This window comes from Ruoffia sp. FAM 24228 (genome assembly GCF_045528575.1).
In the GTDB taxonomy this organism is placed as follows: domain Bacteria; phylum Bacillota; class Bacilli; order Lactobacillales; family Aerococcaceae; genus Ruoffia; species Ruoffia halotolerans.
Genome location: NZ_JBGQQZ010000031.1, coordinates 1 through 18,692 on the forward strand (window position 1 = coordinate 1; position 18,692 = coordinate 18,692).

General features: G+C 37.2%; 13 protein-coding genes. All 13 read left to right on the top strand.

Annotated features, from left to right (window positions below; genetic code table 11):
• Positions 1-218: 218 nt before the first annotated feature.
• The 13 genes from uvrA to ACEN33_RS06850 all read left to right on the top strand — a co-directional run bounded on the left by uvrA (position 219) and on the right by ACEN33_RS06850 (position 18,618).
• Positions 219-3,047: an excinuclease ABC subunit UvrA gene (gene uvrA, locus ACEN33_RS06790; protein WP_407089462.1), complete on the top strand. Its 2,829-nt coding sequence runs from the start codon at positions 219-221 to the stop codon at positions 3,045-3,047.
• A gap of 240 nt (positions 3,048-3,287) precedes the next feature.
• Positions 3,288-4,643, top strand: coding sequence for an FAD-dependent oxidoreductase (locus ACEN33_RS06795; protein ID WP_407089463.1), 1,356 nt, complete (start codon positions 3,288-3,290; stop codon positions 4,641-4,643).
• Positions 4,633-6,090 (top strand): helix-turn-helix domain-containing protein, encoded by a 1,458-nt coding sequence (locus tag ACEN33_RS06800; RefSeq protein WP_407094773.1) that lies wholly within the window; start codon positions 4,633-4,635, stop codon positions 6,088-6,090. Before ACEN33_RS06795 ends, ACEN33_RS06800 begins: the two co-directional genes overlap by 11 nt.
• 192 nt (positions 6,091-6,282) lie before the next feature.
• Complete coding sequence (gene glpK, locus ACEN33_RS06805) at positions 6,283-7,809, top strand: glycerol kinase GlpK (RefSeq protein WP_407089465.1); 1,527 nt, start codon at positions 6,283-6,285, stop codon at positions 7,807-7,809.
• Positions 7,810-7,811: 2 nt separating this feature from the next.
• Positions 7,812-9,647, top strand: coding sequence for a type 1 glycerol-3-phosphate oxidase (glpO, locus tag ACEN33_RS06810; protein ID WP_407089466.1), 1,836 nt, complete (start codon positions 7,812-7,814; stop codon positions 9,645-9,647).
• A 29-nt stretch (positions 9,648-9,676) separates the two neighbouring features.
• On the top strand, positions 9,677-10,384 hold the full coding sequence (locus ACEN33_RS06815; protein WP_407089467.1) for an MIP/aquaporin family protein: 708 nt from the start codon (positions 9,677-9,679) through the stop codon (positions 10,382-10,384).
• Between the two features lie 265 nt (positions 10,385-10,649).
• Positions 10,650-12,260, top strand: coding sequence for a DUF4097 family beta strand repeat-containing protein (locus tag ACEN33_RS06820; RefSeq protein WP_407089468.1), 1,611 nt, complete (start codon positions 10,650-10,652; stop codon positions 12,258-12,260).
• Positions 12,261-12,300: 40 nt separating this feature from the next.
• On the top strand, positions 12,301-12,609 hold the full coding sequence (locus ACEN33_RS06825) for a PspC domain-containing protein (protein ID WP_338490077.1): 309 nt from the start codon (positions 12,301-12,303) through the stop codon (positions 12,607-12,609).
• Positions 12,610-12,776: 167 nt separating this feature from the next.
• Positions 12,777-13,724: an HPr(Ser) kinase/phosphatase gene (gene hprK, locus ACEN33_RS06830; protein ID WP_407094774.1), complete on the top strand. Its 948-nt coding sequence runs from the start codon at positions 12,777-12,779 to the stop codon at positions 13,722-13,724.
• Entirely contained in the window at positions 13,715-14,563 is an 849-nt protein-coding gene (lgt, locus tag ACEN33_RS06835; protein ID WP_218931594.1) for a prolipoprotein diacylglyceryl transferase, read from the top strand. The genes hprK and lgt overlap by 10 nt, the downstream gene beginning before the upstream one ends.
• On the top strand, positions 14,563-15,588 hold the full coding sequence (locus ACEN33_RS06840; RefSeq protein WP_407089470.1) for an NAD(P)H-dependent glycerol-3-phosphate dehydrogenase: 1,026 nt from the start codon (positions 14,563-14,565) through the stop codon (positions 15,586-15,588). The genes lgt and ACEN33_RS06840 overlap by 1 nt, the downstream gene beginning before the upstream one ends.
• A 97-nt stretch (positions 15,589-15,685) precedes the next feature.
• Positions 15,686-16,645 carry a thioredoxin-disulfide reductase gene (gene trxB / locus ACEN33_RS06845; protein WP_328803159.1) on the top strand — a complete coding sequence of 320 codons (960 nt, stop codon included), beginning with the start codon at positions 15,686-15,688 and terminating at the stop codon, positions 16,643-16,645.
• Between the two features lie 254 nt (positions 16,646-16,899).
• On the top strand, positions 16,900-18,618 hold the full coding sequence (locus ACEN33_RS06850) for a phospho-sugar mutase (RefSeq protein ID WP_407089471.1): 1,719 nt from the start codon (positions 16,900-16,902) through the stop codon (positions 18,616-18,618).
• Positions 18,619-18,692: the final 74 nt, after the last annotated feature.

Consider the following 18,692-nt stretch of genomic DNA (forward strand, 5'->3'; position numbering starts at 1 on the left):
CTTAGTTCCACTAAGCGAATTGGTAGAGTCTGCTTACGCAAGGTATTGAACCGCCGTGTACGGAACCGTACGCACGGTGGTGTGAGAGGTCGACTAGTCAAATAATGGCTAGTCTCCTACTCGATTTCTATTTGCAATCTTTTTACGAACAAATGTTTGAGTTTTGTGTTATACTTACAAAAGGTAAATACAACATTATTGAGGAGAGAAAGTTATATATGGCTCAAAAAAATATAATCGTAAAAGGCGCAAGAACACATAACTTAAAGAATCTCGATGTAGAAATTCCTAGAGATAAATTAGTGGTTATGACTGGTTTATCTGGTTCAGGAAAAAGCTCGTTAGCTTTTGATACCTTATATGCCGAAGGACAAAGACGATATGTAGAAAGTTTATCTGCATATGCTAGACAGTTTTTAGGACAAATGGATAAACCAGATGTAGATTCTATTGAAGGTTTGAGCCCAGCAATCTCAATTGACCAAAAAACAACCAGTCAAAATCCACGTTCTACTGTCGGAACAGCAACAGAAATTAACGACTACTTAAGACTTCTATATGCTCGAGTGGGGACACCTTATTGTCCAAATCACGATATTCCAATCGAACGACAAAGCCCAGAGCAAATGGTAGATCGAATCTTAGAATTACCAGACAGAACACGTATCCAAATTCTATCACCTGCTGTGCGTGACAAACGGGGACAACACAAGAAATTATTAGAAAGAATAAGCAAGGATGGCTATATCCGTGTGCGTGTTGATGGGGAAATCTATGATGTATCAGAGGTTCCCGAATTAGAAAAGAATAAAAAACATACGATTGAAGTGGTTGTTGACCGTATAGCTATTAAAGATGGCGTGAGATCACGTTTATTTGATTCAGTTGAACAAGCACTTTTATTCTCTGAAGGTTACATGGTTATTGATGTTATCGGGGAAGAAGAAATGTACTTTAATGAACATTTTGCTTGTCCGTTTTGTGATTTCTCCATCGATGAATTAGAACCTAGACTTTTTTCTTTCAACGCACCATTTGGTGCTTGTCCAAGTTGTGATGGTTTAGGCTCACGTTTAACAGTCGATGAAGAATTGATTATTCCGGATGATAGCTTAAGCATCGAAGAAGGTGTTTTTGCACCTTGGAATCCAATTAGTTCAAATTATTATCCATCAATGATCGATCAATTTTCAAAACAAAATAATATTCCAACGGATGTTCCATATAAAGGTTTAACCAGTGAACAACAAGAAGTGTTAAAATACGGAGATCCGGACGCAACTTTTTCGTTCACATTCAAAACAATGCGAGGCGAAACGAAGACGACGGAGAATACGTTTGAAGGTGTCTTTAATAATGTTCAAAGACGTTATAATGACACAAATTCTGACTACACGCGTGATGTTATGCGAGAATATATGCATGAATTAACGTGTCCAACATGTAAAGGTACTCGCTTAAATGAAGAAGCCTTATCCGTTCGTGTATCAGACAAAAACATCGCCGAAGTAACAGCAATGTCAATTGGTGATGCTAAAAAACACTTTGAAACTATTGACTTCTCAGTGACTGATACGATGATTGCCGATCCAATCATTAAGGAAATCGATGATCGATTGACTTTCTTAAATGAAGTGGGACTGGATTATTTAACAATGAGTCGAGTAGCAGGTTCACTCTCAGGTGGAGAGTCGCAACGGATCCGTCTAGCGACACAAATTGGTTCGAACTTAAGTGGGGTATTATATATCCTGGATGAACCTTCAATTGGTTTACATCAGAGAGATAATGCTCGTTTAATTCAATCATTACAAAGAATGCGTGATTTAGGTAATACGCTCGTTGTTGTTGAACATGATGAAGAAACAATGATGGCTGCAGATTACTTAATTGATATTGGGCCAGGTGCCGGTGAATTAGGCGGAGAAATTGTTTCTATTGGAACGCCTGAAGAAGTTCAAGCTGATGAGAATTCTCTAACAGGTAAATACCTATCTGGAAAAGAAAAAATTGAAGTGCCTAAAACTCGACGCAATGAAGATAAAGGTTGGGTAACAGTCAAAGGAGCAGAAGAAAATAATCTGCAAAATGTTGAAGCGTCTTTCCCAATCGGGCGATTCACTTGTGTTACTGGAGTGTCTGGTTCAGGTAAAAGTAGTTTAGTGAACAGCATTTTAAAAATTGCATTAGCAAAACGCTTAACAAGTACAAAAGAACGACCAGGTAAATTCGAATCCATAGAGGGCTTTGAAGGGCTTGAAAAAGTCATTGATATTGATCAAAGTCCAATTGGACGTACACCAAGAAGTAACCCTGCAACATATACTAGTGTATTCGATGACATTCGCGGGTTATTTGCTCAAACAAATGAAGCGAAGATACGTGGATATGATAAAGGCCGTTTTAGTTTTAACGTTAAGGGCGGACGATGTGAAGCATGTAAAGGTGGCGGAATTAAGCAAATCGAGATGCATTTCCTTCCAGATGTGTATGTTCCATGTGAAGTTTGTCATGGAACGCGCTATAATTCAGAAACACTTGAAATCAAATATAAAGGGAAATCAATTTCAGATGTGTTAGATATGACGATTGATAAAGCTTTAGTATACTTTGATGCGATTCCGAAAATCAAACGCAAAATCCAAACCTTAGTCGATGTTGGTTTAGGTTACGTGCGATTGGGACAATCAGCGACAACTTTATCTGGTGGTGAAGCACAAAGAATGAAGCTTGCCTCTGAACTACAACGTGTTTCAACAGGAGATACATTCTATATCTTAGATGAGCCAACGACTGGTTTACACGCACATGATATTAAGAAATTACTTACAGTATTGAATCGCTTAGTAGATGCAGGTAATACCGTCGTTGTGATTGAGCATAACTTAGATGTTATTAAGACAGCTGACTACATTATCGATATGGGTCCTGAAGGGGGGATCCGTGGTGGAGAAGTCATCGCTACCGGAACTCCTGAAGAAGTGGCTGAAGTTGAAGGCAGCTTTACAGGACAATATTTAAAATACGTCATGGATAAAGATAAATAATCGAAATGATTGAGGCGTTCAACAATGTCCTCATATCAAGAACCCAACCTAGTGGTGGCACTACCACTAGGTTGGGCTTTTTTATGCGGAGATTCGAACTTTTAGAAGCCTCCCATTTTTATGACTAGCTGAATTCACTTAATCTTCTTTGAACAAGTGACTCGAGGAATTCGCTTTGTTATACTATAAAAGATAGAACGAAATTGGAAACGTTACACATATAAAAGGGAGTGGTAAGCTTTGAATCATGCAGAAATAATTATCGTTGGCTCATCCTTTGCTGGAGTATCGTCTGCCTTGACAGCTAGGCAATTATATCCCAATAAACGAGTACTCATCATTGAGAAAGAAGGAAATATTGGACATATCCCCAGTAGTTTAAATTTATTGTTAAAAGAAGAATTAAAACATTTAAGTGATAAAACATTTATTAACGAAGAACAATTAGAAGCTAGTGGGGTTGAGTTATTACTAAACAATGAAGTATTAGATATTGATTTGGCAAATAAATCACTCTTAGTAGAAGATGAAAATACACATGAAAGTTATCGCTATGACAAGCTGATTTTGGCTATGGGCTCAAGTCCAATTTCAGAACGTATTTTGGGTTCAAATCATCCTCAAGTGTTAACGACGAAAACGTTAGAAGCGAGTAAGAAGGCCTTACAGGAAATTGAAGGGGCAGAACGGATTCTCATTGCTGGTGGAGGGCAAATTGGTCTTGAAGCAGCGGATGCTTTCAAGCAAGTTGCTAAAAATGTGACCATAGTTGAAGCTTCTGATCAACTGGCTTTCAAATATTTCGACTCAGATATGACTCAATTATTAGAGGAAAAAATACAAGAAAGTGGCATCAACGTGATTAAAGGACATTATGTCGAAAGCATTCACTCACAGGATACAGAATTAAACGTTATATTATCACAAGATATTGAAATACTGACAGACCATGTGATGCTCGCTGTGAATTTCCGTCCCAATACAAAGTTAATTGAAGATCAAGTTCATTGCCATTTAGATAAAACAATCGAAGTGGATGAATATTTACAGACGAGTATGGCTGATGTGTTTGCAGTGGGGGATTTAATTCGAGCGCCTTATGCTTATACAGAGACAGATTATTATTTACCATTAGTGAACCATGCCTATCTTAGCGGGAAAATTGCGGCGATGAATCTCTATCAAAAAACAAGCACCGTGCCCCAATCTTTACGAGTGACCGGAAGTCAATTATTCGGCTTATACATGGTCAGTGTGGGCTTAACAGAGCAAGAAGCTGCATTGTTTTATCCAATTGAAACAACGATGCTTGAGAAAGAATTATCAAAAGAAAATCCATCTCAGATAACGGTTAAACTCATCACAAAGAAAGAAACAGGACAGTTGATTGGAGCGCAAGTTTATTCACAAAGTGATATTTTAACTCTGGCTGATTTACTCGCGATTTCGATAAATGCACAAATGACAGATGAAGCACTGGCTTTTCAAGATCGACTTTTTTATAGAGGAGAATTTTCAATGAGTGAGTGTATTTATGCTTGTGCCTTAAAGAGCTATCAAAAGCGTATGAGTGAGGTGTTTTTAGATGGTAATTGAAGATTTATTTGAGAAACGTGAGCGTGGCCTATGGGTTCTATTATCTACATTAATTAATCATTCGACGGATCTCGAAATTAAAGAGGCAATGGCGCAAACAGCCTTGTCGAAAGTGACTTTATTAAAATACGTCGAAGATTTGAATGAATTAGCCGATTCACAAGGTTTTCCATTATGTATTCAGCTCATCAATGACCGCCTAGGATTAAACTTGGGACCACATGTTACAAAGCAAGATATCGTGCAACTATTCTTACCTTATTCTTTAAAATATCAGATTCTGGACTATTTATTTAAAGTCGAAGAGTATACGGTTCAAAAGCTATCACAAGAATTACTCATTAGTGAAGCGACGTTTCACCGTCAATTAGTTTCTTTGAATGTATTACTAGAAGAATTTTATTTAGCCGTTCGAAGTGGGCGTATTAGAGGTCCTGAACATCAGATTCGCTATTTTTACTTTCGTTTATATACTCTAGTCGAACCTAAAAAACGATTAAGTAAATTAGCACAATCAAAAGAAAGTCAACAAGTGATTCGTTCTTTTCAACAGCTTTGGGGGCAGGATACTTTTGCGTATAGAGAAGCAGAAATAGGTTTATGGCTCATGATAACGCGTCAAAGAATGGGCGTTAAATATAAGGATTTTAGCGCTTTAAAAGAGTTGATGAAACCTTATTATTCACATCGTTTCTATCAACAAATTCGACAGAACACGCTAGTATTTTTAAGTCGCTATGCCCTAGAAAGTGAAGAGGAAGAGGCTATGTGTCAGTTTATGTTTATGACAACAATGTCTATTCTACCTGCATTTGTCATGGAAAGAAGTTTAGGTTACGGTGGGCCAGTTAGTGAGGCGACAACAACGGGCTTGCAATATATTCGCTCAACGGTTTCAAGCCAAGAAAATCTAAATGAACAAGGAATGTATTCATTAAACCAAATACTTGGGAGATTATACTTCTTTAAAGGTGCAATTATTGAACGTAGCATTGATTATGAGTTAGATCGATCACTCATTAAACATGGCATGAATCTAGAAAATGAAGACCTAGCGATCCCCTTACTTGAGGATGTCATCACAAATATCTATCACTACGACCAAAAAGAATTAGGTGATGCTTATAAGGAGGCAGAATGGACCTTAACAGAAGTGCTGTCTTATGTTGTTTACCAGATGCCTATGACAATAAGTATCGGGCTAGACCTTATTGGTGATGAAACAGAAAAATTACCGATACTATCAGTCATGCGTCAAAGGCTTGAGGTCAATCGTTTAGTAAGTGTGGAAATATATGACAAAAGAAAATACTTTAATTTAATTGTCTCTAATGCTTATGACAGAGATTATCCGGTTCCCTACTATTACCTCAAAGGCTTGCCAAATCACTTTGATATGAGACAATTAGAAATCATCATTCAAAGATTATTTAATAGCGAAAATTAATTATTATTTGAAACACTGACTTTAATTCTTGAAGCCAGTGTTTCATCTTTTTTGGACAGCGCTCTCATTTTTTTAAATAATTCTAAAAAACGCGATAGTTACAAATTAACTTTAAGAGATACAATATAATCACAAAGAAAGCGATTTCTAAACATAAATAATAATTGCTTACAGATTAATAGGGGGATTAAGATGGAAGAAAAGTATATTTTGTCGATTGATCAAGGTACGACGAGTTCACGAGCGCTGATAATTAACAAACAGGGCGGAAAAGTAGCGAGTTATCAAAAAGAGTTTACTCAAATATTTCCTAAAGCAGGTTGGGTTGAACATAATGCGAATGAGATTTGGAACTCAGTTCAATCAGTCATTGCGGGGGCATTTATTGAAAGCGGTATTAAACCATCAGATATTAGTGCAATCGGAATTACGAATCAACGTGAGACGACTGTTATTTGGGATAAAAAGACAGGATTACCTATTTATAACGCGATTGTTTGGCAATCTAGACAAACAGCGGATATCGCTGAACAATTGAAACAAGACGGTCATGCAGATATGATTCACCAAAAGACAGGTTTGATCGTAGATGCGTATTTCTCAGCGACAAAAATTCGTTGGATCTTAGATAATGTTGAGGGCGCTCAAGAACGGGCTGAGCGAGGTGAATTATTATTCGGGACAATTGATACATGGTTAGTTTGGAAATTAACAGATGGAGCGACTCACGTCACTGATTACTCTAATGCTTCTAGAACGATGCTTTATAACATTAAGGATTTAGAGTGGGATGACGAGATTTTAGAGTTGTTAAATATTCCTCGTAGCTTACTACCAGAAGTGAAATCTAACTCGGAAGTATACGGGACAACGAAACCGTTCCACTTCTATGGTGGAGAAGTGCCTATTAGTGGTATGGCTGGGGACCAACAAGCAGCCTTATTTGGTCAATTAGCTTTTGAACCAGGAATGGTCAAAAACACGTATGGAACAGGTTCATTTATTATTATGAATACTGGAGAGGATTTTGAATTATCTAAGAATAATTTATTAACGACAATTGGTTATGGAATTAACGGAAAAATCTATTATGCTCTTGAAGGGTCAATCTTTATTGCCGGAAGTGCCATTCAATGGTTACGTGACGGAATGCGTATGTTTAGCGATTCAGTTGAGTCTGAAGATTATGCAAGAAACTCAAGCAATAATGATGAAGTATATGTTGTTCCTGCCTTTACAGGTTTAGGTGCGCCTTACTGGGATTCAGATGCGACCGGATCTGTCTTTGGATTAACACGCGGGACAACGAAGGAAGACTTTATTAAAGCAACACTACAGTCCATCGCGTATCAAGTGAGAGACGTTATTGACACCATGCAAATGGATACAGGGATTAAAATACCTTTATTAAAAGTAGATGGTGGGGCTGCAATGAATAATTACTTAATGCAGTTCCAATCAGATATTATCGGAACAGAAATTGCTCGCGCTAAAAACTTAGAGACAACTGCTCTAGGTGCTGCCTTCTTAGCTGGTTTAGCCGTAGGATACTGGAAAGATTTAGATGAAATTAAGAAATTGAACGAAACAGCCGAAACATTTACACCATCAATGAATAATGCACGTAAAGAACAATTATACAAAGGTTGGAAAAAAGCAGTTCATGCGACACGTGTCTTTGCACAAGATGAAGTTGAGATGGAAGAAGGAGAGGAATAATCATGAAATTTTCTAAAGATACACGCCAAAGAGCGATTGAGAAGTTACAAGACCGTACCCTTGATTTATTAATTATCGGTGGAGGAATCACTGGAGCAGGAGTGGCGATTCAAGCTGCTGCCAGTGGGTTAGAAACAGGTCTAATAGAGATGCAGGATTTCGCTGAAGGAACAAGTAGTCGTTCAACGAAACTCGTTCATGGAGGCATTCGTTATCTGAAACAATTTGATGTTGAAGTTGTTTCAGATACTGTCCAAGAACGTGCAGTTGTACAACAAATCGCGCCTCATATTCCTAAAGCAGATCCAATGTTATTACCGGTTTATGATGAGCCAAATGCGACATTTAATATGTTCCGTTTGAAAGTAGCCATGGATTTATATGATTTATTAGCCGGCGTTAGCAATTCACCTTTGGCAAATAAAACTTTAACGAAAGAAGAAGTATTGGAACGTGAACCTCAAATTAAGGCAGAAGGCTTAGTTGGTGGTGGGCAATACTTAGATTACAACAATAATGATGCGCGTTTAGTCATTGAGAATATCAAGCGCGCAAACCAAGATGGCGCACTCATTGCTAGTCGTGTGAAAGCTGAGTCGTTTTTATTCAATGAAGAAGGACAAATTAATGGTGTGGTTGCTAAAGATATGTTATCAGGCGAAACATTTGAAATTAAAGCACGTACGGTAATTAACACAAGTGGGCCTTGGAGTGATTTAGTACGTAATTTAAATAAAGAAGATGACCAAATCCAACAAATGCGTCCAACTAAAGGAGTTCATTTAGTCGTAGATAATAGCAAGATTAAAGTACCTCAACCAACATACTTTGATACTGGCTTAGGTGATGGGCGTATGGTCTTTGTCATTCCAAGAGAGAATAAAACATACTTTGGAACGACCGATACAGATTACACAGGTGATTTAGCTCATCCAACAGTGACTCAAGAAGATGTTGATTACTTATTAGGCATTGTGAATAATCGTTTCCCCGAAGCGAATATTTCAATTCATGATGTTGAGAGTAGCTGGGCAGGGTTACGTCCGTTAATTTCAGGTAATAAAGCATCCGATTATAATGGTGGGAATAATGGTTCAATCTCGGATGAGAGTTTTGATCATTTAATTTCAACTGTAGGTGCTTACTTAAATAAAGAAACAACGCGTGAAGACGTTGAAGAAGCTATCGGACAAATTGAAACAAGTACGTCTGAGAAAGCTAACGACCCTTCAGCGGTATCTCGTGGAAGTTCTTTAGATATTGATGATAACGGCTTAATTACACTAGCTGGAGGAAAAATTACGGATTACCGTAAGATGGCTGAAGGAGCAATGAAAGCAATTATTGAGATTCTTTCAACACAATATCAAAAGCAATTTACTTTAGTTAATTCAAAAACTTATCCAGTCTCTGGTGGAGAATTAAATCCAGCAAATGTGGATTCAGAATTAGAAACTTTTGCTCAATTAGGTGTGAAACGTGGTTTAGACAAAGCAGACGCAAGTTATATCGCTAGAGTCTTTGGCTCAAATGCACCACGTGTATTCAACTTAGTTACAACCCTTGAAGCGGCTGAAGGCTTAAGTTTACGCGATACACTGGTATTGCATTATACAATGAGAGAAGAGATGGCTTTAACTCCTGTAGATTATTTCTTAAGAAGAACAAATCACTTACTATTCATGCGTGAAACTCTGGATGATTTAACACTTCCAATTACGAATGAAATGGCAAGATACTTTGAATGGTCTGAAGAAGAAAAACAAGCACACTTAGATGAGTTAGCTGCTGTATTAGCTGAAAATGATTTAAAAGAATTAAAAAACAACGCAAAATAATAAAAATTTAATATGTAAAAGGGGAAAAAATGGGAACAGAGCTAGTTGGAGAATTTATAGGAACGTTAATCTTAGTCTTATTAGGAGACGGGATTGTTGCTGGGAATTTACTTAAAGGAACAAAAAGTAATGGTGCGGGTTGGTTATCAATTACGATTGGTTGGGGGATTGCAGTAACATTAGGAGCTTTAGCTTCAGGTTATATGAGTCCTGCGCATTTAAATCCAGCGGTAACGATCGCTTTCGCTATTGAAGGAAGTACACCTTGGAGTTCAGTCATACCTTATACAATCGCACAAATGCTTGGGGCATTTTTAGGAGCTGTCTTAGTCTGGGTACAATACAAACCACATTTTGATGTGACTGAAGATTCATCAGCCATCTTAGGAACGTTTTCTACAGGACCAGAAATTTACAATACAGTTTCAAACTTTATTGGGGAATTATTAGGGACATTTGTATTAATGTTTGGTATCTTAAGCTTTTCGAAATACGATATTGCCCCAGGTTTATCAACAATTTGTGTCGGTATCTTAATTATCGGAATTGGTTTATCTTTAGGAGGAACAACGGGTTATGCAATTAATCCTGCACGTGACTTAGGTCCACGTATTGCTCACGCGATCTTACCAATTAAACAAAAGAGAGACTCTGACTGGGGTTACTCTTGGATACCAGTATTGGCGCCGATTGTTGGAGCAGCATTAGCAGCACTCGTATTTGGCATCATTAACTAAATATATTTACTAAAGCTAGCGGGAAATCCGTTAGCTTTTTTATTTTATTCAAAATATGGGTCTATAGTCCAATGAATTTAGATCCATTTGCATGCATAATATAGATAGAACGAAAGCAAAAGATATGTCCGTTAACAAATTTGGATATACATTGACTTACAACTAAGTAAAAATAGGGCTCTAGACCTATGAAGTCCTTGACAATCGATGACATAATAATAAGTGTAGAGAAGCAGGAGATAAAAATCATTGGAGGTAAACTGATATGAATGAAAAAGAGCGTATAATTGAGCTAGTAAAACAAAATGTTATTTCTATGGAAGAAGCACTTGATTTATTAGAAGCGGCATCAAATAATGATACTTTATCAGAATCAACGACAACAACAGATGAAAAAACGACTCAAACACCAGACGACACTGAGAAAGAGACAGAAGCAAGTATTAATCAGACATTTGAAGAAGTCTTTAATCAAGGAAAAGACTTTGCTAAATGTATGGGTGACTACTTTAAGGATAGCACTGAGAAAAAGGCCGACTCTGAAGAATGGTCTGAGTTTGAAGAAACTGAAGATACTGAGAAAGTTAAGAATAATCAAGCACGTTTAGCAGAAATTAACACTGAAATTCAAGCATTGAACGAAAAGATAGCTAAAGAGAATGAAAAATTAGTAATCTGCAAACAACGCATACGTGAGATTGAGATATTTGAAGAATTAGATGATTTAACCCTTGAAATGATTGAACAAAAAGCAAATACTATTGAAAAAAGAGATCACATTCAAGCTGAATTAGATATTTTACAAAGTGAATTTACTGAATTACAAAGAGAAAAAGAGGCCTTAGGCTGGAGTAAAGAATCTAACAAGCAAGATTTCAAAGAATTCTTCAATAACCGTTCAGAGAAATTTGCTGAAGCAGCCACACACTTTGGAAAAGAAGCATCCCGTGAAGGTAAAAAATGGGGTTCATTCGTCACAGAACAATCTAAATCATTTTTAGAGAACTTTAACTTAAAAGATGTTAATGTTTCTTTCCAAGTACCATGGATCAAGACAAGTTCACAAGATTATGAATTTACGTATCCCGTTGAAGGAGTAAATCGCTTTGAGATTGAATTATATAATGGTTCTGTTGAAGTAGTGAGCCATGACGGTGACAATATTGTCGTTGATGCACAAGTACGATTCCATGGTAGCCATGAAGAAACGTCTAAAGAGCACTTTGAAGAAGTAAATACGATCGGTATCATTGATAACCGCTTTGTATTGAAAGTGACATCACCGAAATTCTCAGTTGACGGTACAATCAAAGTCCCTCAAGGAGATGTTGATCGATTCCAAATTCAATTGCTGAACGGCGAAATCGATTTAGATGGTTTAACTAGTAAAGAAATTGTAGTTAAAAACAAAAATGGAGATGTGATCTTAAATAAAGTTACAGCAAATGAAGTATCATTAGAATTATTAAACGGTGATATTAATATTCAAAACTCACCGATTGATACACTAGTGATGAGTGACTTAAATGGGGATGTTCGAGTGAATGGTTACATCCGAAACTTATCAGCAGACACTTTAAACAGTGACTTTTATCTAACGAAAAAAGATACGAATGATGCGAATGTTAAAATCAAGACAGTGAGTGGGGATGTTAAGTTATCGCTGCCAAGTCAAATGAATTTAACCATTGACAGTAAGACTACCCACGGTGAAGTGAAAAACCGCTTATCAAATCTTGAAAGTATTGACGAGCATCCAACTAAACAAAAAGCACATTACCATCGAATTGTATCAGGTGATACAGATAATGCAATGGTTAACATCACAACAACTTCTGGCGATATATTTTTAAAAGATAGTAAAAAAGAGTTATAATAAACATAACAAGACATTAAAAATTATGGAGGGATATAAAATGTCAAATCAAAGTGAAAAATTATTTAAGTCATCAACAGATAAACATATTATGGGTGTGTGTGGGGGATTAGCTGAATATTTCAATATTGACCCGACAATTGTTCGAGTAATCTTCTTTATCCTGCTTTGGGTAGGGTCATCAGGATTTTGGTTATATATTCTTTTAGGGCTACTCTTACCTTATGACTATCAAGTTAATGGTGGTCAAAGTAGAAAATCGAATCCATTCGGTTCAGATAGACCTTCTTCGAATAATAAACCTAAAGATGTAACACCCGAAGATAATGATAATTGGGATGACTTCTAATTAAACGAAATTAAATAAATTGAACTAAGTCTACACTTGCTTGTATTAAGCAGGTGTAGATTTTTTTACTATATAAGTTATGATTTAATATTTGGTTCGTGATTGTTGGGCAGTTGTGTGATAACATTTAGAAGTAAATAAGATCATTCACAGGAGGAATATACGTCATGACTAATGCAGTAACTGTACAAGAGTTAGTAGACACGTTAGATATCAATTTAATATATGGTGAAGAGTATAAAGCAAACAAAATTTATTCAAGTGAAGTTTCAAGACCTGGGCTTATTTTAACAGGTTACAAAGAATATTATCCACATGAACGTATCCAATTAATTGGACGCACTGAGATGTCGTTTTTAAGTGAAAAGACATCCGAAGAAAGATCAAATATCTTCTCATTAATGTGTACGGATGAGACGCCAGCGATTGTCGTATCACGTGAGATTGATATACCTGAAGAATTAATCCCAGTTGCGGACTCTTTAGGTATTCCTATCTTATCAGCTAGATCCAAAACAAGTCGGGTGTTAGCAAATATTACGAATTATCTCGAGAGAAAACTCGCTGAAAGACTTTCAAAGCATGGTGTCTTTTTGGAAGTCTTTGGTATGGGGGTATTGTTAGTTGGATCCAGTGGTATTGGTAAGTCTGAGATTGGTTTAGAGCTGATTCAACGAGGGCATCGACTTATTGCGGATGACCGTGTAGAGCTGTATCAAATTGATGAATTGACTTTAAACGGTGAAGCCCCAGAAATCCTACAAAACATGATTGAAATTCGTGGCTTAGGTATTATTGATATTATGAGCTTGTACGGTGTATCTGCGATTCGTCGTAGTAAACGATTAGAGCTCATTATCAACTTAGTATTGGATGACGGAAACACACAATATGACCGCCTTGGTTATGATAAAGAGTATGAGCAAATATTCGAAGTTCAAGTGCCTTCGATTCGTATCCCAGTTAAAACTGGGCGAAACTTAGCTGCGATTGTTGAATCTGCGGCAATGAATTTCCGTGCGACTCAAATGGGTTATGATGCGAAAGTAACGTTTAATAGTAAATTACGTGATTTAATCCAAGAGAACCGTGGGGGAACAATAGAATGGGATTGAATTTTTTAGCGATTGATCCGATTGCCTTTGAATTATTTGGCTGGCCGGTCCGTTGGTATGGAATTATAATTGGGTTGGCTATTTTAGTCGGATACATTTTATTTACGCGTGAAGCAAGCCGTAAGGGAATTGATTCAGATACGTCTTTTGATTTGCTCTTTTGGACAGTGATTTTTGGTTTAGTAGGGGCTAGAATCTATTATGTCATATTCTCTTCAAACTCATATCTGTCTGATCCATTAAGTATATTCCGAGTTTGGGAAGGTGGAATGGCCATCTACGGTGGTGTTATCGGTGGTGCGATAACAATTTATGTACTGTGTCAAAGATACAAACTCAGTGTCATTAATGTCTTCGATATTGCGATACCCGCACTTTTTGCTGGTCAACTGATTGGGCGTTGGGGTAACTTTATGAACCAAGAAGCCCACGGGGGGCCGGTATCAAAAGCTTTTCTAGAAAACTTAGCTCTGCCTAATTTTATTATTGAACAAATGAATATTAATGGGACTTATTATCACCCGACGTTTTTATATGAGTCTTTATGGAATTTAGTCGGTCTAATTGCCTTACTCCTACTAAGACCCCGTAAAGATTTCTTCAAACGTGGTGAACTCGTTGCATTCTATATGATTTGGTATGGTATTGGACGCTTTTGGATTGAAGGCCTAAGAACAGATAGTTTATATATCGGTCCATTACGAGTTTCTCAAATCTTGTCGCTTATTCTAGTAGTTATTGGTATTGGTCTTGTACTTTGGATTCGTCTAAAAGGGAAAGACCTGGTGCCTTACTACACAGATGACCGATCAAGGGTTGTTAGAAATGAGGATGAATAATGAAGATTGCTATTATTGGTTCAGGTTCATGGGGAAGTGCTTTAGCCAAAGTATTAAGTGAGAACAAACATGACACAGTTCTTTGGGGTAGAAAGCAAACGATTATCGATGAGATAAATCAAACACATACAAATGAAAAGTATTTACCCAATGTATCTTTACCGAAAGAAATTAAAGCAACGACTTCTTTATCTGAAGCTGTCTCTAATGCATCAATGATTATATTAGTTGTCCCAACCAATGCCATGAGACAAATGGCACAAGAATTAAATCCATTACTTGAAGATCAAGCGCAAGCACCAGTGATTGTGCATGCTTCGAAAGGTTTGGAAATGAATACGCAACTAAGAATCAGCGAAGTATTAACAGAAGTACTAAATAAAGATAATTATCAAGATGTCGTTGTCTTATCAGGACCAAGTCATGCTGAAGAGGTTGCTCGCCAGGATGTGACAACTTTAACAGCGGCAAGTGATAATCTTGAAGCTGCTCAAGCAGTGCAACAAGCATTTATGAATCGATATTTCAGAGTGTATACCAATACAGATGTCATCGGGGTTGAATTAGGTGGCGCATTAAAAAATATTATTGCCGTTGGCGCAGGAATTATATCTGGTTTAGGTTATGGTGATAATGCAAAAGCAGCCTTGATTACTAGAGGTTTAGCTGAAATATCAAGACTTGGTACTGCTCGAGGAGCAGATCCATTAACCTTTATTGGCTTAAGTGGAGTAGGAGATTTAATTGTAACTTGTACAAGCCCACATTCCCGTAACTTCCAAGCTGGAACCTTGATTGCTAAAGGCTATTCGAGAGCAGAAGTGAGCGAGAAGATGTTCATGGTAGTTGAAGGGATATTAACTGTAAAAGTGGCCTATGAATTAGCAAAAGAATATGGCATTGACATGCCGATTACGGATATGCTTTATTTGGCTCTATACACAGATAAGAAAATATCTGTTGAAGATGCGATTGAATCATTGATGTTACGTGAAGGTAAACAAGAAGAGTCGCTTGACAAATAAGATATAATAAATAGTATTAAGCAAATAGATTGATTAAGAACAATCAAAGCTCTATGATATACAATACTAAACAGACGAACCTAGGAGGTTAGAGCGAGTGGTAGAGATAACAAAAGAACGTGTTGAAGCAGATGTAATTATAATCGGAGCAGGCCCAGGTGGAATGACCGCTGCCTTATATGCATCGCGCGCAAATTTAAAAACAATTATAATTGAAAAAGGTGCACCTGGTGGAGAATTAATTAATACGGCAGATGTCGAAAACTATCCAGGCTATACTAAAATTGGTGGACCTGAATTAGCAGGGAAATTCTTTGATAGTTCGATGGAATTCGGTGCAGAGCACTTATACGGTGATGTGACTCATATTGAAGTGTCAGGAACCACGAAATATGTTCATACCGCTGACAAAATTTATATCGCACCCGCAGTTGTTATTGCAACAGGTGCCCATCACCGTGAGTTAGGTGTTCCAGGTGAAGACCGTTTAAGCGGTTCAGGTGTGTCATACTGTGCAGTATGTGATGGTTTCTTCTTCCGTGACCGTAACTTAGTTGTTGTTGGTGGAGGAGATTCAGCTGTTGAAGAAGGAAATTACTTAACGCAGTTCGCTGATAAAGTAACAATCATACACCGACGCGATCAATTAAGAGCGCAACAAATACTTCAAGACCGTGCCTTTAATAACCCTAAAGTTGACTTTATTTGGGATAGTGTCGTTGAAGAGATTAATGGTGAAAATGGCGTTAATTCAGTCACAATTCGTAATGTAAAAACGAACAAAGTAGAAGACTTTGAAACGAATGGTGTATTTGTCTACATTGGTCTAATACCAAACTCATATATTGTTGAGAATTTAGGTGTCACAGATGAAGAAGGCTGGATCATTACCAATGAGCGCATGGAAACAACTGTTCCAGGTTTATTTGCAGTTGGAGATATCCGTCAAAAACACCTACGCCAAATTGTTACAGCTGCCGGAGACGGTAGTATTGCTGGACAAGGCGCGTTTGACTATGTTCAAAGCTTGAAAGATCCAATTAACCAAGTAAACTAATTTATAAAGCATGACCAACGGATTAGACTAACCTCTAATTTAGTTGGTCATTTTTTATGTAAAAATTTATGGAATATTTACTAAGAAAAGTGATAAAGATAATAAAAGATATCGCGGATTAAAGTAATATATTGCCTAAAACGATAAATAAAATTTGGGAACTGTGAAAAGGCTTTAATTCAGAAAAGGTTAACCTTTGTTGTATTATAAAATGATGTTATAATAAAAATAACATTAGAAAAGGTGGGATAATTATGTCTTGGGAAGAAATATATCAACTATGGAAAAATCATAAGTCACTTGATACACATTTAAGTGAAGAGCTGAATCAATTATCACGCGAAGAAAGCGAAGATGCCTTCGGAGCGAACTTAAGTTTTGGTACTGCAGGGATGCGTGGAGTATTAGGACCAGGTACAAATCGCATGAATATCTATACTGTTCGCCAAGCGACAGAAGGCTTAGCGAAGTTAATCGAAGACGCCGGGGAAGATGCTAAAAAACGCGGGGTAGCGATTGCTTACGATTCACGTCATTTCTCACCTGAATTTGCTATGGAAGCAGCGATGGTGTTAGGAAAACATGACATCAAGAGTTACGTTTATGAAAGTTTAAGACCAACACCTGTCCTTTCATTTGCAGTGCGTCATTTAAACACATATGCTGGTATTATGATTACTGCGAGCCACAATCCAGCCGAATACAATGGATACAAAGTTTACGGCGAAGATGGTGGGCAAATGCCACCAGAAGCAGCAGATAAATTAACAGAATATGTTCGCGCAATTAATAATCCACTTGAAGTAGCTGTCGGAGATAAGACAGACTTGCTAGGATCAGGAACCATTGAAATTATCGGTGAACGAGTAGATAATGCTTACTTAGAAGAGATGAAGGCTGTCACAGTTGATTTAGACTTAGTGCAATCAATGAAAGATGAAGTCAATATCGTCTTTACACCATTACACGGAACAGGTTTAATGATTGGTCTAAAAGCATTAGAGCAAATCGGCTTTGATAACATTCAAGTTGTTAAATCACAAGCAGATTCTGATGGAAACTTTCCAACAGTTAAGTCACCTAATCCAGAGTCCGCAGATGCTTTCGTTCAAGCAGAAGAATTAGGCCGTTCAGTTGATGCTGATATCTTATTAGCAACTGACCCGGATGCTGACCGTTTAGGCGCAATGATTCGTGTCGCAGACGGCTCATACCAATTACTTTCAGGGAATCAAATTGCATCCATCATGTTAGATTATATTCTGAATGCCCGCCGCGAAAAAGGAGAATTACCTGACAATGGTGTTGCTGTAAAATCAATCGTATCAACTGATTTAGCCGATGCGATTATTGAAAGCTATGGTTTAGAAATGGTCGAAGTATTGACTGGATTCAAATTTATTGCTGAGAAGATTAAGGAGTATGAAGAAACAAATGAACATACATTCTTAATGGGATTCGAAGAAAGTTTTGGCTACTTAGTACAACCATTTGTGCGTGATAAAGACGCGATCCAAGCTTTAGTTATTCTAGCTGAATTAACGGCTTTCCATAAAAAAGCTGGTCGTACTTTAGGTGATGCATTAGAAGCTATCTATGATAAATATGGCTACTTCGTTGAAAAGACCATTTCAGTTTCATTCCCAGGCTTATCTGGAAAAGAGAAGATGGCAAGCATTATGAGCCAAGTTCGCAAAAATACTCCGTCTCAATTAGGTGGTTTATCTATCGATAAAGCAGCAGATTATCTAGAAGGAACAGTGCAATATGGTGACGGTAAATCAGCAGGCTTAGACTATCCTTCATCAGATGCATTAAAATATACGTTAGAAGACGGTAGCTGGGTTGCTTTTAGACCAAGTGGTACAGAACCTAAGATTAAATTATACTTAGGAGTACGCGGTGACAATCGTGAGACGGTTGATCAAAAAGCAGAAGCGATTGAAGCAGATATGCGTAAATTAACTGAGTAACAATTGAATTAGTCTAAATAAGAGTATCCAAATGATGATTAGTCTGAATATTGGCTTCAATCTGTGCATATCGT